This is a genomic window from Saccharomonospora sp. CUA-673, assembly GCF_001942305.1.
Classification (GTDB): domain Bacteria; phylum Actinomycetota; class Actinomycetes; order Mycobacteriales; family Pseudonocardiaceae; genus Prauserella.
On the sequence record NZ_MKKE01000044.1, the window covers coordinates 19,392 to 41,870 of the forward strand.

A 22,479-nucleotide genomic window follows, 5' to 3' on the forward strand; every position below is an offset into this window, starting at 1 on the left:
CTCCTCTCGGTCGGACGGATCGCGTTCGGACGGATCAGGTGATGAGCAGGCCGGTGCCCCAGCCTGTCGCGGGCTCGATCTCAGCGGCGAGGGCAGCTAGGCCGACCCCGGCAGCGCCTTCGAGGAAGCCGGGGCCTTCGGGAACGGCCTGGGCGCAGGCGCGGTGCAGCATCTCGGTGGCCAGCGCGCGGAGTCGGGAAGCGGCCGGCTCCGGTGTGTCGATGGCGGTATGAGCGGTGATCCGGGCGAGTCCGGCGTAGCCGTGGCACAGCGAAGCGTCGCTGATCAACGCATCCTGTTCCGGGTCGGATCATTTCGCTCGTGGCCGCGGCCGTGCTGATGGTGGCGATGCTCGTGAAGGACAAGCCGTTTTACGGCGGTATTGGTCTCTGTGTGTTGCTCGGGCCGGGTGCGGTGCTGACGTTCTGGTACACGACCTTGTCCTGGGGTTAGACGCGGCCCGCGCGCCGTCGTCGCGGTTGGGGCGTTCAGGGCGGGCCGTGGCCGGTGTTCAGGCGTGCCCACTCGTGTGCCCAGTGGGCGTAGCGATGCTGGTCAAGTCCTGCCCGCAGGAGCCAGAAGGCGGCCGACAACGCGCCGACCACAATCAGCCAGGTAGCGATGGCGGTGGCTGCGGCATGACCGGCGGCGTCCTGCGGCGTGGCGGGTGACGACGTCACCTCGCCAGCAGTGTCAATCCAGATCGGTACTCGCTGCCCGCGGACATCCCGGAACTGGCCGGGACAGCCCCCGTGAGCTCGATGCCCTCGGATGTGGTCCACCGGGCCTGCGCGCGCGTGCCGTTCTCACTGACTGGCCCGCGCCCAGCTCGGGGTCTCGATGGGGCGTCGGCGAGCAGGGTGGCCGTGGTTTCGTACCGGCTGGCCATCGCTTCCTCGGCGATCTGGCGGTTGTGTGCGTAGCTGCGCTGCCCGTGAGTAACGACAACGGGGATGGTCAGCAGCGACAGCAGCACAACGATCACGAGAGCAGCGGCCTCGATTCGGTCGGAGCCTCGCGCCACAGGGCTTCGCCCCGGGCGGAGACGCCGGGCGAGCCGCAACAGGTACATGGAGGTATCGGGCATGCCGGGCGACCTCCTCCGGTCCCGATCGCCGGTTGAAGCCACCTTTCAGGGTACGACTGACACGGGCATCGGACATGTTGATCACCGCTGCCCTGGGGAGATGCGTTCAGGTGACGGGAGCGACCAGGACGGGGGTGGGACTGCGCGTGAGCAGTTCAGTGGTGACGCTGCCCAGCAGGAGTCGGGTGAGCCCGGTACGGCCGTGTGTGGCGGTGATCGCGAGTGTGGCCGGGCGGGACTGGAGCAGCTCGGCGATACTGGCGGCGGGGTGGTCGCCGGTGAGCAGGGTGGCACTGGCCTGAACACCGTCATCGGCCAGTGTGTCGGCAGCTCGGGACAGGCCCGCTCCGAGAGCTTCCAGGTTTCCCGGGGTTTCTCTCGGAAACGCGACGTGCACGAGCTCGACCTCGGTAGCGAAGAGGCGGGCCCACGTGGTGGCGACGGCGAGGGCTGTTTCGGCACGGTCGGAGCCATCGAGACAGACCACGAGACGTTCATAGCGGCGGGGCAGTCGCGAAAGCTCGTAGCCGGGACCGACCACCAGGGTCGGCGCGCGGCTGGTGCGCAGCAGATGCGCCGAGACGCTGCCGAGGACGAGGCGGTCAACCTCGTCGCGGTGTTGCGCCGACATGCAGATCAGGGTTCCGGGGTTCTCGCCGGCCATGTCGGCGATCACCTCGCCCGGCCATCCGGCGCCGACGACAGCGACCTCGACCTGGTCGTAGGGCAGCTGCTCGGCGATGTCGTCGAGGTCACGGGCCCAGCGTCCGTTGACCGGGTCGTAGACCGTGACCAGCTCTATGGGGCAATCCAGCGTCTGGGCAACCCGCAGTGCGGGCAGGAGTGCCCGCTGCGCCTCGTCGGTGCCGTCCAATGGCACCAGCACACGGGAGACGACATGCTTATCGTCCGCCATCACAGCCTCCGACCTGCGCCGTTTGCCCGATTCGACCTGGTGTGTTGGGTAGGGTCGTGACCGTATGTGGAAACCGGAAACCGTGGAGCTATGAGCATTCAATTACCTGCCGACTGGTGGATCCTGCTGGTTGCGGTGCTGTTGGTGGGTGGTGTTCTCGCGGCCGGATTCGCCAACCGGCTGCGGTTACCCGGTCTGTTGCTGTTCCTCGTGCTGGGCATGGTCATCGGTGACGACGGGCTCGCGTTGGTCAGTCTGTCCGACCCGCGTGTCGCCCAGATCGGGGGGACCATAGCGCTGTTGTTGATCCTGTATGAGGGTGGGCTGACCACCAAACCCGGTGATCTGCGGCAGGCAGCGCTGCCTGGCTCACTGCTGGCCACCGTCGGCGTGCTCATCACCGCGGGCGTGGTGGGTGGCGGTGCGTATCTCCTGCTCGATGTGGAACTGTTGACCGCGTTCCTGATCGGCGCGGTGGTGGCCTCGACCGACGCCGCTGCGGTCTTCGCGATGTTGCGCCGGGCCCCGCTGCCGCGCAAGCTGGCCTCGTTACTGGAGGTCGAATCAGGCGCGAACGACCCGATCGCGATCATGCTGACGATCGGGTTGATCGAGACCTGGCGTGCCGATCCCGGAATTGGCGACTGGGTCACGTTCGCGCTGCTGCAACTGGGCGGTGGCCTCGGTGTCGGCGCACTGGCCGGCCTCGCCGGCACTTGGATGCTCATGCGCCCCAACCTCGGCCCCGAAGGCGCCTATCCGGTCCTCGCGCTCGGCGTCGCCGGACTGTCCTACGGTGCCGCCGCGGCGGTGGGCGCCTCCGGCTTCCTCGCCGTCTACGTCACGGGGCTGGTGGTTGGCGCCAGGGTACCGCTGCACCGCCGCGGGATCCGCACCTTCCACCAAGGACTGTCCAGCACCGCCGAAGTCGGGCTGTTCCTCATGCTGGGCGTGCTGGTCTTCCCCTCACAACTGCCGTCGGTCGTGGTTCCCGGACTGGCCGTGGTGTTCGTGCTTGTGTTCGTGGCCCGCCCGATCGCGGTCCTGCTGACCCTGGGTTGGCTGCGGTACCGATGGCAGGAACTGCTGTTCACCAGTTGGGTCGGGCTCCGCGGCGCGGTGCCGATCGTGCTCGCCACGTTCCCCTTCGTCGCCGGCCACCCTGACGGCCCGTTCATCTTCAACATGGTCTTCTTCGTGGTCCTGGTCTCCGCGGCCGTGCAGGGCGTCAGCATCAGCACCGTCGCGGGCTGGCTCGGGCTGCGCGGCGAGTCCCCTACAACAACCTCGGTGGCCGAGGATGTTCCCATCGGCGACATCAACACCGAACTCATCGAAGTCCGCGTCACCCCCGACCTGCACATCGCCGGCAAACAACTCAAAGACATCACCCCACCCCACGGACTCATCACCGCCATCATGCGCGGCAAACGAACACTGATCCCCACCCCACGCACCCGGCTCCGAGACGGCGACCTCGTCATCGTCGCGATCCCCCGCCAACCCGACGCCTCCAAACTCGTCACTACCTGGGCCCGCGGAGAATAAGCGGCGATCAGGCAACGCCCACACAGGCGGCGATGGCCAGGATGATCGCAATATCGCGGGAACACGTACAGCTCCAGGTCAGTCCTTCCGGGCCGGCACGACGAGCACATCCGATGACGCGTCCCGCAACACGTGCTGGGCAACGCTGCCGAGCAGGGTGTAGCCCAGCGACGAGCGGGCGCCGGTACCGACGGCGACCAGATCGGCGGCGTGGTGGCGGCTCAGCTCTGGCAAACGCGTCTGCGGACGCCCGGACGCGATCACCACCCGCGACGCAGCGGGCGTCAGCTCGGCGGCCACGCGCTCGATATCGACGCGAACCTGCTCGGTGCTCACCTCGCGCAACTCGGCCAAGTGTTGCTCGCTGGCGCCGTGCATGCGCATCAACGTCTCGCCGACAACTACGGCAAAGTGCACGACGATGTGGTCCGCGTACGGCGTGAGCGCGCCCGCCGTGTGCGCCGCCGTTGCCGAGACAGCTGTGCTATCGACGGCGAGCACGACCGTGCGGTACTCCCCATCGGGTGGACTCTTGACCACCAGAACCGGAACCGGGCTCGCCCGCACCAGGTTGCCGGGAGTGCTGCCCAGGACCGGGCTGGTCAGCCGGTGGCCGCCATGCGCGCCGACGACCAGCAGGTCCGCGTCGCGATCAGTGACCTCAGCGAGGATCTCGTAAGCCACGTGACCGTGGCGGACGACGGCCTCCGTGACCGTGGAGGTGATGAACCGGTCGAGGTGTGAGCGCAGGCGGGCGTGGGCGAACTCGCTCAGCTCCTCGTTCAACCCGGCCGGCTGCACATTGACGGCGCTCAGCCGGGCGTCGCGTTCGGCGGCCAGCTGCGCGGCCCTCCGCACAGCCAAGCCCGCCTGCTCAGACAAATCGGTGGCGACCAGCACCCGGCGGACTGGTGCGGCGGCCATCGACATCACACTCCCTCCCTGCGAATAATGCCCCCTCCGACCGTCCGGCGCCCACGACCGAAGTCGAACCGGGCCAATGCATCGGCAAGCCGATGGCGGCTGGCGACGGATGTTTCCTCGGGCATCCATAGTAAGGCGACGTCTGGATGGGCCGCCTGCGCGAGCGGCGCCCGCTCATGACCAACGGCGCCAGCGAAATTCACGCGCTGAACGAAGCAGCGTCAGCCCGCATATCGAATTGCCCAAGACCAAACGCGTCCTGCACGGACCGAAGAGATGATGTCGACGCCGCAGCTAGCCCTCGACGTGCGCGCCAGTTGAGACAGCAGAAGAGTGAGACCGCCAACTGTTCCTAACGCCCGGCGGAACCGTCGAGCCAGGCGAGACGCCTCGAGCCGCAGCAGCCCGTGAACTCTTGGAGGAGACCGGCCTGCTGGGCGAGCTGCTGTCAGTGCCGGCGGCCGTCGCTGTCCGCTCTTTCCGCGCCGACTGGACGCCAACGCTGAGCCTGTCCTACGGAGCCGTCATCAACCGCGACGCGCCACTCGGCGGGGAGAAGGGACAGCCGCCGAAGTGGGTCGACCTGGACGAATCGTGGGAGAGCGTGTTCCCCGAGGATCGCGACCGAATCCGCGCGTATGTGCGCAGGCTCGCGGCAGAGCACGCGGTCGAGGCGCGCTGATCCTGTCGGGCGGGGCTTTAGTGTCAACGGCGGGCGAATCTTGACCCCCTGGCGGCACCTGGGTTAGGCGCCACGCCGGGGTCAGTTTTCACGCGCCGTCGACAGCTTTAGTTGGTGGCGGCCCCTGCGGACATGCACAGATCGTCCCAAGCACCATCCCGCTCTGGCGTTTTCATGGGCGGTCTGGGTCGCACGTCCGGACGTGAACGTCCGCCGTTTCGTCGTTGACATGGCCGCTGATCAGGTCCGATCAACGCCGGGTAGCGTGGGTGCGCTAGCGAATCTGGGAGTGATTATGGCGATACGACGAGATGCTCTCGCAGCACGGCGCGAGGCTCTCGGCTTCACCCAGGAAACCCTCGCCCAGGAGCTTGGGGTGGAGCTCTCGACAACCTGACCTCGCCTGCGAGTGGGCCGCTCACCTGGAAGGGAGGGACGACCGACGAACGTTCAGCGGGGTCGCCGACGGTGCTCATCACGGGCTGCTTCCTGTCGTGCCCGTGACCCTACTTGGTCAGGGCGCGCAGGCGGTGGTGAGCGCGGCGGCTGATCGGCCCTGGCCTGCAGCCAGGCGGCTGGAGCACTGGTGAGGGTGTCCAGGGTGGCCGTCTGCAGGGTGGCGGCCAGGTCGGTGATGGCGCGGCCGATGTCGGTGTCGCTGGTGGTCGCGACCAGGTCGGTGAGCTCGGTGGCGGTGGTGTGCGCCTGGTCCAGTGCGGCCTGCGGTGCGCTGAGGTCGGGCGGGTTGGCGACCAGTGCCAGCGCGTCGCTACACACCTCGGCGGCGGCGACCGCGCCGGTCACGGTGTCCGCGGCCGAACCGGCGGTGTCGCCGGCCTGCTGGACAGCGCCGCAGCCGCTGATCGCCGCCACGACGCCCACGCCGAGCAGCACAGAGGTCCATCGAGTCGAGATGCGCATGAGCGGGTTCCTTTCCGGATGGGCTGGGTCTGTGGGGTGGTGCCGCCCACCGCTGGTGGGGGGAGTGAGCGGTGGGCGGCACCGGGGCGGTCGACGCGCGTCAGTCGCGCGTCGACAGGCCAGTGGGCGAGGACGGGGCCGTCTCGGCTGCGGCCGCCCCGGTTTGGGCTGGCTCGGTCGTGACCGTGTCGGGCTCCGCACCGGCCAGCGAATCGGCAGAGGCAGCCGCTGGGGTGGCCGGGGTGGTGCGGGTGCGGATCCAGCTGGCCGTGACGGCGACGGCGAGCAGGAGGGCGACCACGGCCAGCGAGAACCAGGTGGGGATCTTGTAGAGGTCGAGCAGCAGCATCTTGATGCCGACCCACACCAGCACCAGGCGAGGCCTAGCTTGAGGTAGATGAAGCGGTGCATCAGGTCGGCGAGCAGGAAGTACATGGCGCGCAGGCCCAGGATGGCGAAGGCGTTGGAGGTGAACACCAGGAACGGCTGCTGGGTGATGGCGAAGATCGCCGGGATGGAGTCGACGGCGAAGACGATGTCGGTGACCTCGACCAGCACCAGCACCGCCAACAGAGGGGTGGCCACCCAGCGCCCGGCCTGGCGCACCAGGAACTTCTGCCCGTGGTACTCCTCGGTGGTGGGGATGACCTTGCGGAACAGGCGCAGCACGACGCTGCGGTCGGGGTCGATGGTCTCGTTGCGGTGCACGGCCATCCGGACACCGGTGGCGACCAGGAAGGCGCCGAACACGTACAGGATCCAGGCGAAGGACGCGATGAGCACCGAGCCCGCGGCGATGAACACCGCCCGGAACACCAGTGCGCCGAGCACGCCGTAGAACAGCACGCGGTGCTGGTACTCGCGGGGAACGGCGAAGTAGCCGAAGATGATCGCGAAGACGAACACGTTGTCCACCGCGAGGGACTTCTCGATCACGTAGCCCGCGAAGTACTGGGCGGCGAACTCGCTGCCCCACGCCCACCACACGATCGCGCCGAACCCGAGGCCGAGCGCGACCCACACCGCCGACCAGGCGGCGGCCTCGCGGACCCCGACCACGTGTGCGCGGCGGTGGGCGAACAGGTCGATCGCGAGCATCACCAGGATCACGCCGAGCACCGCGGCCCACGCCCACAACGGAACAACCACAGTCAAGCACCTCCGGTCACGTCGAGTGAAACCGGAGGTCTCCCCAACCGCCAGAGCACGTGCGCTGGGTCCGGTGGCGCCGGGACCGGGCAGCCATCGAACTGCCGTAATGACGATCCCGGACGTGGTGGGTACTCCCCTCCGCACCACCAGAATGACGAAATACGGTTCGCCTGTCAAGGCTTGACTGGCGAACCGTACTTCGTCAATCTGGAAATGAGGCCAGCGCGCGGCCTCCTCGATCCGTGCCGTGGAAAGCAGGTCCGCTGATGCCCGCCCAGTGCACAACCCTCGTCTGCGTCGTCGACGCCACCGATCCCGCGCCGGCCGCCGAGCTGCCCGCGGCGGTCGAACTGATCGCCGACCACGGCCACCTCGTGCTCGCCGTGCTGCACCCGCCGCCGGGGCTCACGCTCAACGCGCGGCTGATCGCCTGGCAGCAGGTCCGCCGGGAGCAGGTCACCGCCGCGGCGCTCGCTCCCGCGCTGTCACGGCTCCCGTCATCCGGGCTGGCCGAGCGGGGCGTGCGGATCCACACCACCGCGTGGCATCACCGTCGCGGGCCGGGCGGCCGGCATCGGCGCGTGGCCGCCGCCCTGCTGCGACTGTGCCGAGTGCACGACGCCGACGTGCTCGTGTTGCCCGCCCATCCTCGCGCCGAGCTCCTCACGCCTGCGACCTGCCAGTACCTGCTCGGCCTCACTCAACCTCGGCTGCGGATCCGCCGCGCAGACGAGCACACCCTGCCCGACGCGATGCTGGTCTGATCACACCCGGTCGAGCAGCTCCCCGCCGATCCGGACCCCGCGCCGACAGCGGCATCGAGAGTGGAAGGAATGCCTTATGGTCGGCCCCATGCGGCCTGCCGAACCCCCACCCGACCACGCCCTCCCCACCCCAGCGGGCTCGGATCCCACCGACTCCGGCACGGTGGATTCTGGCGTGGTGGATGCTGGTGCGGAACCGGCCGACGCCGCCGCGTCGCAGACGCCAGGGTCGTGGATGTTCCTGAGCAACCACGCCCACGTGCTGCTCTGCCTGGCCGCCGACCCGCACCAGACCCTGCCCGTCATCGCCCAGAAGGTCGGCATCACCACCCGCGCCGTCCAGCTCATCCTCACCGACCTCATCCAGGGCGGCTACATCGAGCGCACCAAAGTCGGCCGCCGCAACCACTACCGCATCAACCCCGACGGCCATCTGCGCCACCCGCTGGAAGCCCACCACCGCATCGCCGACCTCATCACCGCCGTCGGTCCCGCCACCCCTGACGATGCTCGTGATGCTTCGGCTGACGGCGCCTCGACTCCTCCGCGTCGTCGCCGCACCGGATAACTCGCCACCCTTGGTAAACGAACCACAGTTCGTCATTCTCGACGTTGAGGGGGAGTACCTCAACGACCAAGCCCCGCGTCGTCAACACGATCTGGCCGACCCGGATCCGGCGCAGGCACCCGCCGCCCCACCGCGCGGGTCCAGGAAACCTCACGCCACCGACGCCAGCACCACCAAGCACGCCCTGGCAAGGGCTACGTGGCGTGGCCGGGCGGTGTGCGGACAGGACCTCGCGACGACCAGCGCCCCTCTCGCTTCGCACCCCACACTGACACGCCACCCGGGACGGCGTGTGTTCATCGTGGCGGGCGGGGCGGCACCAACGCTGCGCAGGTGATGACCAACGCCAGCAGAATGAGTGCCGTGACAGCGATGTCGATGAGGAATCCGGTGAGCATGGTGAACATGGTCAGTCCTTCTCAATCACGTGCTGCTCGGCCTCAATCACGTGCTGCTCGGCTCGGCGGCGGGTGCGCAGGCTCGCCGCGATGACGACGGCGAGGATGGCCACGATGACAGCGAGGGAGACCGGCGTGGGGATCTGCGGGGTGGCCGGCCAGATTCCGTGGGCCCAGTGCAACACCAGTTTCAGACCGATGAACGCGAGAATGACCGCCAGGCCGTGGTTGAGATAGACGAGCTTGGCCAGCGTGGCGTGGAGCACGAAGTAGAGCGCGCGCAGGCCGAGCAGCGCGAAGGCGTTGGTGGCGAATACCAGGTAGGGGTCCGCGGTGATGCCGTAGACCGCGGGGACCGAGTCCACGGCGAACACCACGTCGGTCACGAACACCGCGGCGACCACCACCGCAAGCGGCGTGAGCGCGCGTCGTCCGTGCTCCCGTACGGTCAGCCGGGTGCCTCGGTAGTCGTCGGTGACGGGCATGAACCTACGGAGCAGTCGCACGATACGCATCTGGGATACGTCGCGGCCCGCGAAGGCCGAACCGGTGTGCACCTCGTGCAGGATCTTGCCCGCGGACACGAGCAGGATCAGGCCGAAGAGGAGGAACGCCCAGGTGCCTGCCTGCAGCAGCGCCGCGCCCGCCGCGATGAAGATGCCCCGCAGGACCAGGCACCGGCGATGCCGTACAGCAGCACCCGTTGCTGAATGGGGGACGGGACCGCGAACCCGGCCAGGATCAGCATGAACACGAACAGGTTGTCCACCGACAGTGACTTCTCCACCACGAAGCCGGTGATGAACTCCAGTGCCGGCCCGCTGTCGAACACCGCCCACAGCCAGATCCCGAACAGGACGGGCAGCGTGAGATAGAACACCGACCAGCCAATCGCTTCCCGTATCGACACCTCGTGGGGACGGCGGGTGACGGCGAAATCGGTGACGAGGAGGCCGAGTATTACGGCGATGCTGGCGACCCACAACCAGGGCGACCCGATCGACGAGGACCCCACCGAGTCGGCGGGCGCGGCCACGGACAGAGACGACACCACGGGATGAAAGGGCACGAAGACCTCCGCGCACGGACGACGTTCGAGGTCTCCTTCACCCTGGTGAGGGCGGTCGCCCGGGGACACCATGGGGTGTCCGTATTGACCAGGCAGACACTTAGGGAAGTACTCCCCTCTGCACGCAGTGTCACTGGCCGGAATGTGGCTGTCAAGGTTGATCGGGGGTGGATCTAGGATCGGTGGCGTGAGGCGCGCCGGGGTATGGCAGTGGCTGGACGGTCACGTCGACCATGAGCGGGGGGTGGGGGTCGCTGCTGGTGGGGTGGTGTCGCAGGCCCCGACGACCGTGGTCATCGAGCGGCTGCTGCGCACGCTCGGCCGGCCCGAGCAGCGGGTGCCGGTGATCCTGGTGGCCGGCACCAACGGCAAGAGCACGACCGCCCGGATCCTGGCCGCGGTGCTGGCGGGCAGTGGACTGCGGGTCGGGTTGTACACCAGTCCTCATCTGCACCGGCCGCAGGAGCGGATCACCATCGATGGTGTCACGATCACCGACGACGAGTTGGCGGCGGTGCTCGACCCGCTGGTGGCGGACGAGCGCACCGCGTCAGAGCTGGGGCGGCCCAGTTGGTTCGAATTGATGACCGCGGCCGCGGTGGGCTGGTTCGCCGACCAACGTGTTGATGTCGCGGTGGTCGAGACCGGTCTGGGTGGCAGCGGCGACGCGACCGCCGCGCTCGGCGCCGGCCTGGTGGTGGTCACGTCGGTGGGCGTCGACCACGTCGAGTACTTCGGTGACAGGCGGTGGGACAACGCCGTGGCTGAGGCTGGCGCGGTTCCTGAGGGCGCGACCGTGGTGCTAGCCGAAGCGGACCCGGCCATGCACCCGCCGTTCCTGGGCCGCCGCCCCTCGCGCGTGGTGACCGTGGATCGTGACTTCGGCGTGGCCGCCGACGCGCCGGTCGCGGATGGCCGGACGGTGTCGCTGTTCACGCCCGGGGCGACTTATGACGACGTTTTCCTGCGTCTGCTGGCACCGTGGCAGGCGGCGAACGCGGCGACGGCGTTGGCCGCCGCCGAGGTGTGGCTGGCCCGGCCGGTGGCCGACCAGGTGGTGCGGGCGGTCTGCGGGGCGCTGCGGGCTTCGGGCCGCTTTGAGCTTGTCCACACCCCCGGCCCTGTGCTGATGGACGGCGCCCACAACGAGGAAGCGGCCACCGCGCTGGCACGGGCGCTGCGGGAGCGGTTCGACGGCGTCTCCCGCACCGTGGTGGTCGGTATGACCGGGACCCGCGCGCCGGAGGCGTTTCTGAGTGCCCTGGGGGTCGGGGCTGGTGACTGGGTGATCTGCACCTCGCCCCGGACACCGCGAGCGGTGCCGCTCGCCAGGCTCGCCGCCGCCGCGCGGGCGGTGGGCGCAGGATCGGTCGCGGTCGAGGCGGATGTGGGTGATGCGGTGCGCCGCGCGGCGGCGGCGAATGATAGCACGCTCACGGTAGTTACCGGGTCGCTCTATGTGATCGGCGAGGCGCTGCCCGTCGTGCGAGCGCTGGTGACGTGACCACCCGTGCTGCCCGGGCTGAGCGCCGCGCGTGCTGATCGGGAAGAGAGGGTACGAGATCCGGTCTCGAAATGGGTCCGGCGGCGCGGGGGCAACGGTGATCGCGCGAGCCGGTGGTGTGTCAGACTGCAGTGGTGAGGGGTGAACGGGTGATGTCGGATCAACCAGGCATCGCGCCTGAGCGCGTGGGACTCGATGTGGAACGCGCTGCTGGCACCCTGCGCGCGGGTGGGCTGGTCGCGTTCCCGACCGAGACCGTGTACGGGCTCGGCGCGGACGCGGAGAACGTCGACGCGGTGGAGCGTGTCTTCGCCGTGAAGGGGCGGCCCTCGACGCACCCGCTGATCGTGCACCTCAGCGGGGCGCGTCAGCTCCCCGACTGGGTCGCGGAGGTGCCCGACGCGGCGCGCCGCGTCGCTGACCGTTTCTGGCCTGGCCCGGTGACCCTGGTTCTTCGTCGGGGCCGCCGTGTTCCCCGCGCGGTCACCGGCGGTCTGGAGACGGTCGCGCTGCGGGTGCCCGACCATCCGGTCGCCCGCGCGCTGCTCACGGCGTTCGGTGGCGGTGTGGCGGCGCCATCGGCCAACCGTTTCGGCTCGGTCAGTCCCACGGCGGCTGCTCATGTTGGCGACGGGTTGGGCGCCGACGTCGACTACGTGCTGGACGGCGGCCCCTGTGCGGTGGGTGTCGAGTCCACGATCGTCGACCTCACCGGCGCACCTGCGATACTGCGCCCAGGCGGCGTGACACGAGAGGATCTTGAGCGCGCACTGGGTTGCTCCGTGCCGGTGCGGGCGAGGAGTGCCGTACGCGTTCCGGGCCAGCATCCGTCGCACTACGCGCCGAGGGCACGGGTTGTCCTGGTCGAGCCGGGCCAGGTGATCGGCCACGCCGAGTACCTGGCAGCGCAGGGCCGGCGCGTCGGCGTCCTGCTGCCGCCCGAGTTCGCGGACGGTGCCGGTGCGTGTGCCGGGCAGCGCGTTATCGCGGTGCCGGACTCGGGTGCGCAGTACGCGCGGCGGCTTTTCGAGTTCCTCCGTGACTTCGACCGGCATGAGTGCGAGGTCGTGGTGGCCTCGGTTCCTACCCCGGACGGGCTCGGATTGGCGATCGCGGATCGGCTCCGCCGAGCGGCCGGGTCGCGCAGCCAGACGGCCGCGACTCCGGGCTGCTCAGCGGTTGCTGAGCGCGGCGACGAGGTGTTCGAGGTGGGCGGCGCGGGATGCTTTGATCAGGACGAGATCGTCGGGACGAAGGATTCGACTTAGCACGTCGTGGGCGGCCTGGCTGTCGGGAACGGCGATGATGTCGAGGGTGCTGTGCTCGGTGTCGGCCGCGTCGGCGATCAGAGGCGCGGTCCGGGTGCCGATGGTGATCAGGACGTCGAGGCCGGCGCGTGCGGCGAGCACGCCGAGGTGGTGGTGGGCGCCAGCGGCGTGGTCGCCGAGGTCGGCCATCTCGCCGAGGACGGCGATCCGGCGGCGGGCGGACATGGTGCTCAGGGTGGTCAGCGCGGCGGCCATGGAGTCGGGGTTGGCGTTGTAGGCGTCGTGGAGGAGCGTGACCCCGTCGCCCCGCACGATGGTTTGCATGCGCCCGCCGCTGGCGGGTTCAGCGGCGCTCAGGGCATCGGCGATGGTGTGGTGGTCAAGGCCGAGGCCGAGGGCGAGGGCGGCGACGGCGAGGGCGTTGCCGACGTGGTGCCGGCCGGTCAGGCGGAGCGTGACGGGTGCCGTGCCTCGGGAGTGTGCAGGGTGAAGCACGCCCGGCCGCGCGGCGTGACGTGCACATCTCGGGCGTATACGCCGTTGGGGTGGGGGCGCTGGCTCCACCAGCGGGTGCGGGCGGGGGTGAGCGGGGCCATCGCGGCGACGAGCGGATCGTCGGCGTTGAGGATGGCCAGCCCACCGTGGTCTGCAGAGGGGAGCCCGGTCAGTAGTTCGCTTTTGGCCGCGGCGATCCCGGTTTGCCCGTCGGGGTATTGACCGAGGTGGGCGGTGCCGACGTTGAGCACGACCCCGACGTGGGGGGTGACCAGGCCGCACAGGTAGCTGAGGTGTCCACGGCCCCGGGCGCCCATTTCCAGGATGAGGTAGCGGGTGTCGGGGGTGGCGCGCAGGACAGTGAGGGGAAAACCGAGCTCGTTGTTGAAGGAGCGGTCTGTGGCGGCGACCGGGCCGTGGTGTGCCAGGACCTGGGTGGCGAGATCTTTGGTCGTGGTCTTGCCGTTCGACCCGGTGATGCCGATCACGGTGGCCGGCAGTCGGTCTGCCACGTGGCGAGCCAGGTCGCCGAGCGCGCGGGTCACGTCGGTGACCTGGACGGCAGGGGCGGGCACCGGGCGTGCGGCCAGCACCAGGGCGGCTCCCGCGGCGAGGGCCGCTGATGCGTGGTAGTGCCCGTCGGTGCGCCGGCCGGGGAGGGCGGCGAACACGCCGCCGGGGTGGACCTGGCGGGAGTCGATGCTGGCGGGTGCGGTCACCAGCAGCGACGGGTCGGTCCCCGGGACGAGGTGACCGTCGGTGGCCGCGGCGATCGCGGCGGCGGTCAGGGGGATCATCGTGGTGACGCTCCTTCGGACGTGCAGTGGCTGGGGCCGGCCGGGTGGGTCTGCGGGGGTGGTGTCCGGGGGTTACGGGTTGCAGCATTCGCAGAACGTGGGATCGGCACGTCGTTGGCCGTCATCGCGAGGGTGGCGGCCGCGGTGCGGGCAGCGGGCACACCCGTGGATCGTTGCCAGGGTCAGGCGGGTGGGCTCGCCACACGTGCCGCAGGGCAGACCAGGTTCGCGGTCCACCGGGCCGAATCCGGGGGTGCCGCAGGCCGGGCACAGGGTGGCCAGACGCGAGGCGAGTTGGTGGGCGAGCACGCTGATCTCCCGCATGCGGGTGGGGTTGACGTGCGCGCGCATGTCGGTCTCCAGTCGCGCCAGGCCATCGGTGGAGTGCGCGGTGCACCGGCTGATCGCCGCATCGAGGTCGGCACGGGTCTGGATGCCCTTGCAGATGGGGCCTGGAGCCCGCACGTCGGCGGGGCTGTGGGGACGGACGATGACCGCGTGGGCACCGAAACCGACGCGCGCCAGGTAGGCGTCGGTTTCCTCGTCGAGGCGGCGGGTCGTGGTGTGGCTGAAGTTCGTCGGTGTGGTTCGGCGCTCCAGGATGCAGACGTCCCGCACCGTGTCGAGGAAGGCGAGGATCTCCTGGCCGGCGCTCAGCATTGGCGCGACCGGGTGCGGGCCGAAGGAGCCTTCGCTGGCCACGGCGAGTCCGAGGCCGGTCGACTCGATCGCGAGGCGCGCCTTGCGGACCGCGGTCTCGGCCGCCGACCCGGCGCGGGGGATCTCACCGGTGAAGGTGCCGAGCTGATCGGTGTCCACATCGTGGGCGAGCACAAGCCGCATGCCGGGGATCCGCGCCAGGGCGGCAGCGAGGGCTCGCTGCTTGCCGTGTCGGGTGGCCATCGCGACCGGTGCGCCCGCGTAGGGGTGCACGGCGAGCATTACACGAGGTTGCCGGATCGGGCGTCGATGCCGGTGAGCAGGGCCACGAGCTGCCCGATGGCGGTGTCACGGTCCATCGGGTGCCGCAGCGGCAAATCCGGATGCAACCGGTACCGGTTGCGCCGCCCCTCCCTGGTGCGTTCCAGGTAGCCCGCCTCGACGAGGTCGGCCACGATGCGCTGCGCCGCCCGCTCGGTGATGCCCACCACCTCGGCCACATCCCGCAACCGAACTTGTGGATCCCGCACCACGCACAGCAGTACGTGGGCGTGATTGGTCAAGAACGTCCACTCCTGCATGGCCGCAACTGTACCTCGTCGGGGGTAACGCATGTCACGCTTGCCAAAGCACGTCATCAATGTCGTATGATTCATATCGCGTATTAGAACACAGGTCATTGGTAGCGTGCTTGGGAGGTGGGTGTCATGGGCGACGAGGAGATGGCGCTCCCGTGGGAGAACCTGCTGCGGGAGGTGGGCGCGGTGGTCGACGCCGAGATGGCGGGCGTACTGACCGGCGAGCGCGCGGCCGATGAGGTGGCGCGGCGCTGGGCGCACCGGTGGGCCTCGCCGCCGCCGGACGTGGTGATCGACACCAGCCCGCCGGGCGTGCGGCGGGGGGCCGCGCAGAGCGTGGGTGCCTACATCGCCCGCGAGCTGGAACGGGGGCGGTCGCTGTACTGCGTGGTCCACGACGAGTTCGTCCGGGTGCGGATCGGGGGTTTCGACGGGCGTGCGTTGCCTCCGCATTGCCTGGAACACCTCGGTTCGCCGCCCGAGCCCGCTGCGGGCACCGGTGCTGAGCCGCGCGCCACCGACCTCGCCGGAGCCCCGGCGACGCGCGGCGCGGCGGCGCGCGCGGGTCAGGAAGGTACGACGGCGTGACAGGGGTGACGCTGCTCGTTTTGGTGGCCCTTCCCGCTGTTGCGGCCATGGCCGGGTCGATCCGGCGGCTACGAAGCTTGGCGCCCGCGTTGGGTGCGGGTGCGGCGCTGGTGGCCACCGCGCTGGCGGGGACGCTGGCCGTGACGGTGGTAGTCGGCGGGCCGGTGGCGATGGTGCTGGCCAACCCGGACGGGCGAGCCTGGACCGGGCTGGTGGTCGACCACGTCGGGGCGATCGTTCTGCTGCTGGTGTGCACGGTCAGCGCCGTGGTCCAGGCGTTCGCCCGCCGCTACCTGCACGGCGATCCGGCCGCGGCCCGCTTCGCTGTCGCGGCGGGGGCGCTGACCGCCGCGACCACGGTGATGGTGACCGCGGCGACTCTCGTCACCCTGGCGGTGGCGTGGACGCTGACCGGGGTGATCTTGTGCCGTCTGGTGGGGATGTATCGGCCGGCGCCCTCGGCCGTCGATGCCGCACGGCGCACCACCCGTGCCGTCGTCGCCGGGGACGCCGCGTTGTGGACTGGGGTTGTCCTCGCGGTCACGGTCTGGGGGGATCTCGACCTGCGCCACCAGGGCGACGCGGCCCTCGGCGGTGCGGTGGGCACGGTGGTGGCCTGTTCGCTGGTGGTCGCCGCGGCCGTGCGGTGCGCGCAGCTGCCCTGGCACCGATGGCTGCCGGCGACCTGGCGGCACCGACCCCGGTTTCGGCTCTGCTGCACGCCGCGTGGTCAACGCCGGCGGGGTGCTGCTGGTGAAGCTGTCGCCGATCGTCGGTGCCGCGCCGGTGGCGACACACCTGGCGTTCGCCATCGGAGCCGCCAGCGTCGTGGCCGCCACCGCGATCATGCTGACCCGCCCCGACATCAAAGGGGCGCTGGTGCACTCCACGATCGGGCAGATGGGGTTCATGCTCATGACCTGCGGGCTCGGCCTCTACGCCGCGACGGTGGTGCACCTGGTGGCGCACGGGCTGTTCAAAGCCACCCTGTTCCTCGGCTCGGGGTCGGCCGTGCAGCGGCACGCTGGCCACACTGCGGCTCCTCCCGCGCCTCGGTTGGCTCCTGCCCGCGCAGCGCAGGTCGCTGTCCTCGCCGGGGTCGCCGCCGTCGCGGCGGTCGGGGTGGCGGCCTGGTTGCTACCCCTTCATGCCGGTGGCGTCGCGTTGTCGCTCTTCGCCGTGGCCACCGCCGCGCGGCTGGCGTGGGGCTGGCTGCGTCGTCACCCGACCGGCGGCGCGCTGGTCACGGTGGTGATCGTGCTGCCGGGCGTGGCGATCGGGTACCTGGCCCTGGTGGGCGCGGTCACCGAGCTCCTGGCCCCGAGCCTGCCCGCAAGCGGGCCCGCCGCTGTCTCGGCCTGGGTTCTCGCGACCGTGGTGGCGGTGCTGGCGGCCGGTGCGCTGCTGCTCCACCTGGCACCCGCGGTCGGTCTGGGCCGGTGGCGCGACCGGCTGTACGTGGCGGCGTTGTCCGCCGGGCAGCAGCGCACGTACACCGCCGCCTGGGGTCACCCGCCATGGCTGGTACCGACACCGCGTCCGCGGCCGGTTCCCCAACTGGAAGGAGCTCGGGCGTGACTCGCCCCCACGCGCTCGACGGCATCCCGCGCAAGCGGGTCGCCGCCATGACAGGTGAGTCACCGGCTGTCCCGCACGCGTGGCTTCCCCTGTTCTCCACGGTCGCACGTTCCGCCACTTGTCGCGTCGTGCTCGCGCAGGAGGGTTCACACTCATGACCACCGGCCCCGCCACCAACCTCGCCCCCGATGCCGTCTCTGACGTCGCCACACAGCAGGCGGCAGTGCGCGCCGAGATCGCCGACGCGGCCGGATTCCTGGCTCCGACCTGGCCATTGGCGGACTTCATCGCGGTCAACCCGTTGTCCGGCCTGCTGGACCGCCCGTTCGCCGACGCGGCCACCACCGCCGCGGATCTGCTCGGAGCACGAGTCACCCCAGACGAGACCTGGCTACGTGCCGCCTGGCAGCGCGGCCGGATCACCGACGACGACCTGCGCGCCGCGCTGGCCCGCCGCCACCCCACGGCGCTACAGCGGGGCCCGCTCACTCTCGGCAACCGCGCCTACGACCCGGTCGACCTGCTGGTGGCCGATCTGCACCAGGGCATCGCGTGTCCACCGCCGCGCCGTCAGGCACGCACCGCGGCCGAAGCACTGGCCCCGGAGGTGGCCGCCCTGCTCAACACCCACACGATCCAGTGGTGCGCGGCCTACCTGGACGAAGGCCAGTCCACCTGGCGGATGCCGGGTCGTGACCGCGGCTTCTACTCGGCGTGGCGGGCGCTGGCCGCCCATGACGGAACCTTGCCGCGGCCGGTGCGGGCGCGGCTGCGGCACCTGCCCGAACGCGCCGAGCACACCATCCTGGACGCGCTGGCCGCGCTCGGTGTCCCGGACGACCAGCGGACCCGCTACCTGCAGGCCCACCTGGCCTGCTTGCCCGGCTTCGCCGCCCACGTCCGGTGGCGCGGCGAGCGGCCCGACAGCGGCATCGACCTCGTCGACTACCTCGCGTTGCGGTTGGCCGTCGAAGCCGCCGCGCTCGCCGGCTCCCACGCTCCCGGCACAGCGTGGTCCTGGGCCTCCGCGAGCCGGTTCGACACCCGGCAGGCCACCGTCGACCCGCACGACCGGGCCTACCACCTGTTGGGAGCGCTGGAAGTCACCGACACCGATGCCGCCCAACGGAGCGAGCTGGTGGAGCTGCTCGACCAGCTGCCGATCCAGCAGCGGGCGCTGGTCTGGCTGGACGCTACGAGGACCACTACCGGAGCCGGCTGCTGCTGCGCATCCTCGGCCGGCCCCAGCCCGAACTGCCCGAAGCCCCACCGCGGGCGCAGGTGGTGTGCTGCATCGATCCCCGCTCCGAAGGACTGCGCCGCCACCTGGAGGTCCTCGGCAGCTACCAGACCCTGGGCTTCGCCGGTTTCTTCGCCGTCGCCATGCGCTACCGCGACCTCGCCGGGGGTGCCGCTCGCACCCAGTGTCCCGGCCCGATCACGCCTCGCCACACCCTCACCGAGCACCCCGCCCCTGGTCGGCGCGCGCGGCCGAGCGGTCACTGGCCGGCCGCAGGGTGCTCGCCGCCGCCGAGCACTCCCTGCACGCCGCCAAGGACGACCTGCTGGCGCCGTTCGCCCTCGCCGAAGCCGCCGGCTGGCTGGCCGGGCCGCTGGCCGCGGCCAAGACCTTCACTCCCCGTGCCGCCGGCGCCACAGGCGCGTGGTGGGCCCGCCGCATCACGCCCGAGCCGCAGACCGAGATCTCCATCGCCGAGGCGCTCACCCCCGAGGAGCGTGCCGCGACCGCCGAAACCATCCTGACGTTGATGGGCCTGACCCGCGGGTTCGCGCGGCTGGTCGTGTTCTGCGGGCACCGCGCCCACACCGACAACAACCCCTACCAGGCCGCGCTGGACTGCGGCGCCTGCGGGGGACATCCCGGAGGTCCCAACGCCCGCACGGCCGCCGCCCTGCTCAACGATCCGCAGGTCCGCCTTCACCTGGCCGACCGCGGCATCACCGTTCCCGACGACACCTGGTTCGTCCCGGCCGAACACGACACCACCACCGACACCGTACGCCTGCTGGACACCCACCTCCTGCCCGCCACCCACCGCCGCGACGCTGACAGGCTCACCGCCGACCTCCGCACGGCCGGCACCCGGCTGGCCGCCGAACGCTGCGCCATCCTGCCGGGCGCACCCACCCGGCCCCGCCCGCGGCACGCGGCGCGCCACACCCGCGCCCGGGCCCGTGACTGGGCCCAGGTCTTCCCGGAATGGGGTCTCGCCGACAACGCCGCCTTCCTCATCGCGCCCCGCGCCCTCACCCGCGGCATCGACCTGCACAGCCGCGTGTTCCTCCACGACTACGATCCCGACCTCGACCCGACCGGCACCGTCCTGGAAACAATCCTCACCGCGCCGCTCGTCGTCGCACACTGGATCAACAGCCAGTACTACTTCGCCACCGTCGACCCGCAGTCCTTCGGCGCCGGCAGCAAAACCCTGCACAACGTCACCGGTGGGGGCCTGGGCGTCATGACCGGCCACACCAGTGACCTCCAGCCCGGCCTGCCCTGGCAGTCCCTCACCGACGGCCACCACGCCCGACATGAACCGCAACGCCTGCTCGCCATCGTGCAGGCACCCCTGCCCAGGCTGGACACCCTCATCGCCCGCCACACAATGCTGCACCACATGTTCAGCCACGACTGGATTGGACTCGCCGCACGGGAACAGCCCGACGACCCGTGGCACCGCTACACCCCCACCGGGTGGCAGCCCTGGCACCCCAGCACCGACACGCCAGCACCGACATCCCGGCAGGCGCTCCCGTGACCGCTCCACACCACCCGATGGCGGCGTCCCACCCGGAACGACCTGTCCTAACTCCCCACGTAACAGAGCCGCTTGGAAAGAGAGGTACCCGATGAGCGCGCTTCTACTGATCTCAAGTGTGGACCACGCCGAGGTCGCCGTCGAGCAGGCGAGCGACTACCTGGTCCACCACCGGCGCTACGGCGGCGATCCAGCTCAGCGGGACGCCCTGCTCGGGATTTGGATCCGCCGCGAGCTTGACGCGGACCTGCCCACGTTGTTCCCGTGCGGCGAGCATGTGCAGACCTGCGGATGCGCCGTCGGGGACCCCACGGAAGGGCGCCCGCCAGCAGTGCCGGTGGGGATCCGGACCTCCTCCTCGGTGTCCGGGCTGTGGTCGCTGTGCTGGCTGGACGGTTCCGCCCTGCGCGAGGCACACAACCCCCACCAGCGACGGCGCCTGATCCTCGATGTCCTGGTGCAAGGCGCGGCGCCCGCAGCGAGCCTGCCGGGAGCGTTCTTTCCGGTCTTCGCGCACACCGACTCCCGCGACACCGTCCACGCCACCCTGACCGAACTCGGCAGCCGCTACCCGCGCCTGGTCGCGACCCACTGGTACATCGATGACCCAGAGCAGGGCATCAGTGGACCGTGCGGCACGACCAGCGCCGGATGCCGGCTCGCACGCGGCACCGCCACGACTCGCCCCTAGCCCATCCAGCGTCCCGTCCCGTCACGTCCTCGGTCTCAGGAGCAGCATGACCACGCATTCCACATCCGCACCGATCACCGTCGCCCACGGAGACGGAATCGGTCCGGAAATCATGGAAGCCACCCTTTCGGTGCTCAACGCCGCAGGCGCGGCCCTTGACATCGACACGATCACCATCGGAGAGTCGGTCTATCAGGCTGGCAACCCCGCCGGCGTCACTCCCGAGGCGCTCGAGTCGATCCGCCGCACGGGTGTGTTCCTCAAGGCGCCCATCACCACCCCGCAAGGCGGAGGGTTCAAGAGCCTCAACGTCACCGTGCGCAAGACGTTCGGTCTCTATGCCAACGTCCGGCCATGCGTCGCCTACGCACCGTTCGTCGCCACCAAGCACCCTGGCATGGACGTCGTCATCGTTCGGGAGAACGAAGAGGACCTCTACGCCGGCATCGAGCACCGCCAGACCGACGAGGTCGTGCAGTGCCTCAAGCTCATCTCCCGGCAGGGATGCGAGCGGGTAATTCGCTACGCCTTCGAGTACGCCACAGCCTATCGGCGAACCAAGGTGACAGCGTTCACCAAGGACAACATCATGAAGATGACCGACGGCCTGTTCCACCGGGTGTTCGACGAGGTCGCCGCCGACTACCCCGATATCCAGGCAGAGCATTGGATCGTCGACATCGGTGCGGCCAAGCTCGCCGACACCCCCGAGGCGTTCGACGTCGTCGTCCTGCCGAACCTCTACGGCGACATCCTCTCCGACGTCGCCGCCCAGATCGCCGGATCTGTCGGCCTCGCCGGAAGCGCGAACATCGGCGAGCGAGTCGCCATGTTCGAAGCCATCCACGGATCCGCCCCCCGGCGAGCCGGCCAAGACGTTGCGAATCCTTCAGGGCTGCTGCTGGCCGCGGTACAGATGCTGGTCCACATCGGACAAGCCGACGTCGCGAGCCGAGTCCACAACGCCTGGCTGCGGACCATCGAAGACGGCATCCACACCTACGACATCTACGAGCCCGATACCAGCACCTCCAAGGTCGGCACCACGGCGTTCGCGGCATCGGTCATCGACCGTCTCGGCCAAGAACCCACCCGGCTGCCGGCAACGCACTACGCCCAGCACAGGCCGATCACCGTCAAGCTCGCGGGCCGATCCGCTGCCGCCAAGACCCAGCTCGGCGTCGACGTGTTCGTCCACAGCCCAGACACCACCCCAGACGAACTCGCCGCCAAGCTTCGTCCGTTCGCCGCACCCCTGCACCTTGACATGATCTCCAACCGGGGACAGAAGGTCTGGCCAGGCGGCGCGCCCGAGACCCTGCTCACCGACCACTGGCGATGCCGCTTCCTCGACCCGCGCGGGACCACCACCGCCGCCGAGGTCGTCGCCCTCCAGGCCCGCATGGTCGAGCACGGCATCGAACCGATCAAGACCGAAGGACTCTACGCCTTCGACGGCGAACCCGCATTCACCCGAGGCCAGGGCCAATGAAGGGCCGAGCTGACCA

General features: G+C 70.1%; 22 protein-coding genes and 5 pseudogenes. 15 read left to right on the forward strand and 12 right to left on the reverse strand.

What is annotated here, in order from left to right:
• Nucleotides 1-34: 34 nt before the first annotated feature.
• Nucleotides 35-289: a lanthionine synthetase LanC family protein gene (locus BJF85_RS18400; protein WP_255375735.1), complete on the reverse strand. Its 255-nt coding sequence runs from the start codon at nucleotides 287-289 to the stop codon at nucleotides 35-37.
• 32 nt (nucleotides 290-321) lie between these two features.
• Between BJF85_RS18400 and BJF85_RS30400 the strand changes: the two genes are divergently transcribed.
• A complete protein-coding gene (locus BJF85_RS30400) occupies nucleotides 322-453 on the forward strand; it encodes a hypothetical protein (protein ID WP_255375736.1) in 132 nt (43 codons plus the stop codon).
• A 35-nt stretch (nucleotides 454-488) separates the two neighbouring features.
• Here BJF85_RS30400 and BJF85_RS26720 read toward each other — a convergent pair whose 3' ends face one another.
• The 3 genes from BJF85_RS26720 to BJF85_RS18410 form a co-directional block, all read right to left on the reverse strand.
• Nucleotides 489-680 (reverse strand): hypothetical protein, encoded by a 192-nt coding sequence (locus BJF85_RS26720; protein WP_083666523.1) that lies wholly within the window; start codon nucleotides 678-680, stop codon nucleotides 489-491.
• On the reverse strand, nucleotides 677-1,087 hold the full coding sequence (locus tag BJF85_RS18405) for a hypothetical protein (protein ID WP_083666524.1): 411 nt from the start codon (nucleotides 1,085-1,087) through the stop codon (nucleotides 677-679). Before BJF85_RS18405 ends, BJF85_RS26720 begins: the two co-directional genes overlap by 4 nt.
• A gap of 106 nt (nucleotides 1,088-1,193) precedes the next feature.
• Complete coding sequence (locus BJF85_RS18410) at nucleotides 1,194-2,003, reverse strand: universal stress protein (protein WP_075849315.1); 810 nt, start codon at nucleotides 2,001-2,003, stop codon at nucleotides 1,194-1,196.
• 90 nt (nucleotides 2,004-2,093) lie between these two features.
• Between BJF85_RS18410 and BJF85_RS18415 the strand changes: the two genes are divergently transcribed.
• Nucleotides 2,094-3,551 (forward strand): potassium/proton antiporter, encoded by a 1,458-nt coding sequence (locus tag BJF85_RS18415; RefSeq protein ID WP_187346933.1) that lies wholly within the window; start codon nucleotides 2,094-2,096, stop codon nucleotides 3,549-3,551.
• A gap of 78 nt (nucleotides 3,552-3,629) precedes the next feature.
• Here BJF85_RS18415 and BJF85_RS18420 read toward each other — a convergent pair whose 3' ends face one another.
• Nucleotides 3,630-4,481 carry a universal stress protein gene (locus BJF85_RS18420; RefSeq protein ID WP_225949947.1) on the reverse strand — a complete coding sequence of 284 codons (852 nt, stop codon included), beginning with the start codon at nucleotides 4,479-4,481 and terminating at the stop codon, nucleotides 3,630-3,632.
• 340 nt (nucleotides 4,482-4,821) lie between these two features.
• On the opposite strand from BJF85_RS18420, the gene BJF85_RS18425 reads away from it, so the two are divergent.
• A complete protein-coding gene (locus tag BJF85_RS18425; RefSeq protein WP_281245774.1) occupies nucleotides 4,822-5,157 on the forward strand; it encodes an NUDIX hydrolase in 336 nt (111 codons plus the stop codon).
• A 450-nt stretch (nucleotides 5,158-5,607) separates the two neighbouring features.
• Here the strand turns inward: BJF85_RS18425 and BJF85_RS18430 are convergent, their stop codons facing one another.
• Both BJF85_RS18430 and BJF85_RS18435 read right to left on the reverse strand, forming a co-directional pair.
• Nucleotides 5,608-6,078, reverse strand: a complete 471-nt coding sequence (locus tag BJF85_RS18430; protein ID WP_139320707.1) for a bacteriophage spanin2 family protein — start codon at nucleotides 6,076-6,078, stop codon at nucleotides 5,608-5,610.
• Nucleotides 6,079-6,178: 100 nt separating this feature from the next.
• A pseudogene (locus tag BJF85_RS18435) lies at nucleotides 6,179-7,227 on the reverse strand (TerC family protein).
• A gap of 269 nt (nucleotides 7,228-7,496) precedes the next feature.
• Here BJF85_RS18435 and BJF85_RS18440 point away from each other — a divergent pair.
• Nucleotides 7,497-7,994 carry a hypothetical protein gene (locus tag BJF85_RS18440; RefSeq protein WP_005456773.1) on the forward strand — a complete coding sequence of 166 codons (498 nt, stop codon included), beginning with the start codon at nucleotides 7,497-7,499 and terminating at the stop codon, nucleotides 7,992-7,994.
• A gap of 76 nt (nucleotides 7,995-8,070) precedes the next feature.
• Nucleotides 8,071-8,562, forward strand: a complete 492-nt coding sequence (locus tag BJF85_RS18445) for a winged helix-turn-helix transcriptional regulator (protein WP_255375737.1) — start codon at nucleotides 8,071-8,073, stop codon at nucleotides 8,560-8,562.
• Between the two features lie 409 nt (nucleotides 8,563-8,971).
• Here the strand turns inward: BJF85_RS18445 and BJF85_RS18450 are convergent.
• Nucleotides 8,972-10,002: pseudogene (locus tag BJF85_RS18450) on the reverse strand (TerC/Alx family metal homeostasis membrane protein).
• Between the two features lie 214 nt (nucleotides 10,003-10,216).
• Here BJF85_RS18450 and BJF85_RS18455 point away from each other — a divergent pair.
• Together BJF85_RS18455 and BJF85_RS18460 are read left to right on the forward strand one after the other, a co-directional pair.
• Complete coding sequence (locus BJF85_RS18455) at nucleotides 10,217-11,533, forward strand: folylpolyglutamate synthase/dihydrofolate synthase family protein (RefSeq protein WP_158057000.1); 1,317 nt, start codon at nucleotides 10,217-10,219, stop codon at nucleotides 11,531-11,533.
• Between the two features lie 152 nt (nucleotides 11,534-11,685).
• A complete protein-coding gene (locus BJF85_RS18460) occupies nucleotides 11,686-12,801 on the forward strand; it encodes an L-threonylcarbamoyladenylate synthase (protein WP_075849516.1) in 1,116 nt (371 codons plus the stop codon).
• On the opposite strand, the gene BJF85_RS30405 is transcribed toward BJF85_RS18460, so the two are convergent.
• The 4 genes from BJF85_RS30405 to BJF85_RS18475 form a co-directional block, all read right to left on the reverse strand.
• The gene (locus BJF85_RS30405; RefSeq protein ID WP_255375738.1) at nucleotides 12,706-13,296 is read right to left on the reverse strand and encodes a glutamate ligase domain-containing protein; all 591 of its coding nucleotides are present in this window, start codon (nucleotides 13,294-13,296) and stop codon (nucleotides 12,706-12,708) included. The genes BJF85_RS18460 and BJF85_RS30405 overlap by 96 nt on opposite strands.
• Nucleotides 13,245-14,093, reverse strand: coding sequence for a UDP-N-acetylmuramoyl-tripeptide--D-alanyl-D-alanine ligase (gene murF / locus BJF85_RS30410; RefSeq protein ID WP_255375739.1), 849 nt, complete (start codon nucleotides 14,091-14,093; stop codon nucleotides 13,245-13,247). The genes BJF85_RS30405 and murF overlap by 52 nt, the downstream gene beginning before the upstream one ends.
• Nucleotides 14,094-14,165: 72 nt before the next feature.
• Complete coding sequence (locus tag BJF85_RS18470) at nucleotides 14,166-15,035, reverse strand: DUF6671 family protein (protein ID WP_005456780.1); 870 nt, start codon at nucleotides 15,033-15,035, stop codon at nucleotides 14,166-14,168.
• Nucleotides 15,035-15,316 (reverse strand): winged helix-turn-helix domain-containing protein, encoded by a 282-nt coding sequence (locus BJF85_RS18475; protein ID WP_255375740.1) that lies wholly within the window; start codon nucleotides 15,314-15,316, stop codon nucleotides 15,035-15,037. Before BJF85_RS18475 ends, BJF85_RS18470 begins: the two co-directional genes overlap by 1 nt.
• Before the next feature lie 144 nt (nucleotides 15,317-15,460).
• Between BJF85_RS18475 and BJF85_RS18480 the strand changes: the two genes are divergently transcribed.
• The 8 genes and pseudogenes from BJF85_RS18480 (at nucleotide 15,461) to BJF85_RS18500 (ending at nucleotide 22,463) form a co-directional block, all read left to right on the forward strand.
• Nucleotides 15,461-15,919 carry a hypothetical protein gene (locus BJF85_RS18480; protein WP_005456782.1) on the forward strand — a complete coding sequence of 153 codons (459 nt, stop codon included), beginning with the start codon at nucleotides 15,461-15,463 and terminating at the stop codon, nucleotides 15,917-15,919.
• A gap of 170 nt (nucleotides 15,920-16,089) precedes the next feature.
• Nucleotides 16,090-16,548 (forward strand): annotated as a pseudogene (locus tag BJF85_RS30415) (sodium:proton antiporter); the annotation flags it as partial.
• 97 nt (nucleotides 16,549-16,645) lie between these two features.
• The gene (locus BJF85_RS30420) at nucleotides 16,646-17,497 is read left to right on the forward strand and encodes a proton-conducting transporter membrane subunit (protein WP_255375741.1); all 852 of its coding nucleotides are present in this window, start codon (nucleotides 16,646-16,648) and stop codon (nucleotides 17,495-17,497) included.
• A gap of 154 nt (nucleotides 17,498-17,651) precedes the next feature.
• Nucleotides 17,652-18,608, forward strand: a pseudogene (locus BJF85_RS18490) (putative inorganic carbon transporter subunit DabA); the annotation flags it as partial.
• Nucleotides 18,509-18,910 (forward strand): annotated as a pseudogene (locus tag BJF85_RS31555) (putative inorganic carbon transporter subunit DabA); the annotation flags it as partial. The pseudogenes BJF85_RS18490 and BJF85_RS31555, both read left to right, overlap by 100 nt.
• A 104-nt stretch (nucleotides 18,911-19,014) precedes the next feature.
• Nucleotides 19,015-20,280 (forward strand): putative inorganic carbon transporter subunit DabA, encoded by a 1,266-nt coding sequence (locus BJF85_RS30425; RefSeq protein ID WP_255375742.1) that lies wholly within the window; start codon nucleotides 19,015-19,017, stop codon nucleotides 20,278-20,280.
• 91 nt (nucleotides 20,281-20,371) lie between these two features.
• Nucleotides 20,372-20,971 (forward strand): hypothetical protein, encoded by a 600-nt coding sequence (locus tag BJF85_RS18495; RefSeq protein ID WP_005456790.1) that lies wholly within the window; start codon nucleotides 20,372-20,374, stop codon nucleotides 20,969-20,971.
• Between the two features lie 46 nt (nucleotides 20,972-21,017).
• Nucleotides 21,018-22,463, forward strand: coding sequence for an NADP-dependent isocitrate dehydrogenase (locus BJF85_RS18500; protein WP_005456797.1), 1,446 nt, complete (start codon nucleotides 21,018-21,020; stop codon nucleotides 22,461-22,463).
• Nucleotides 22,464-22,479 lie beyond the last annotated feature (16 nt).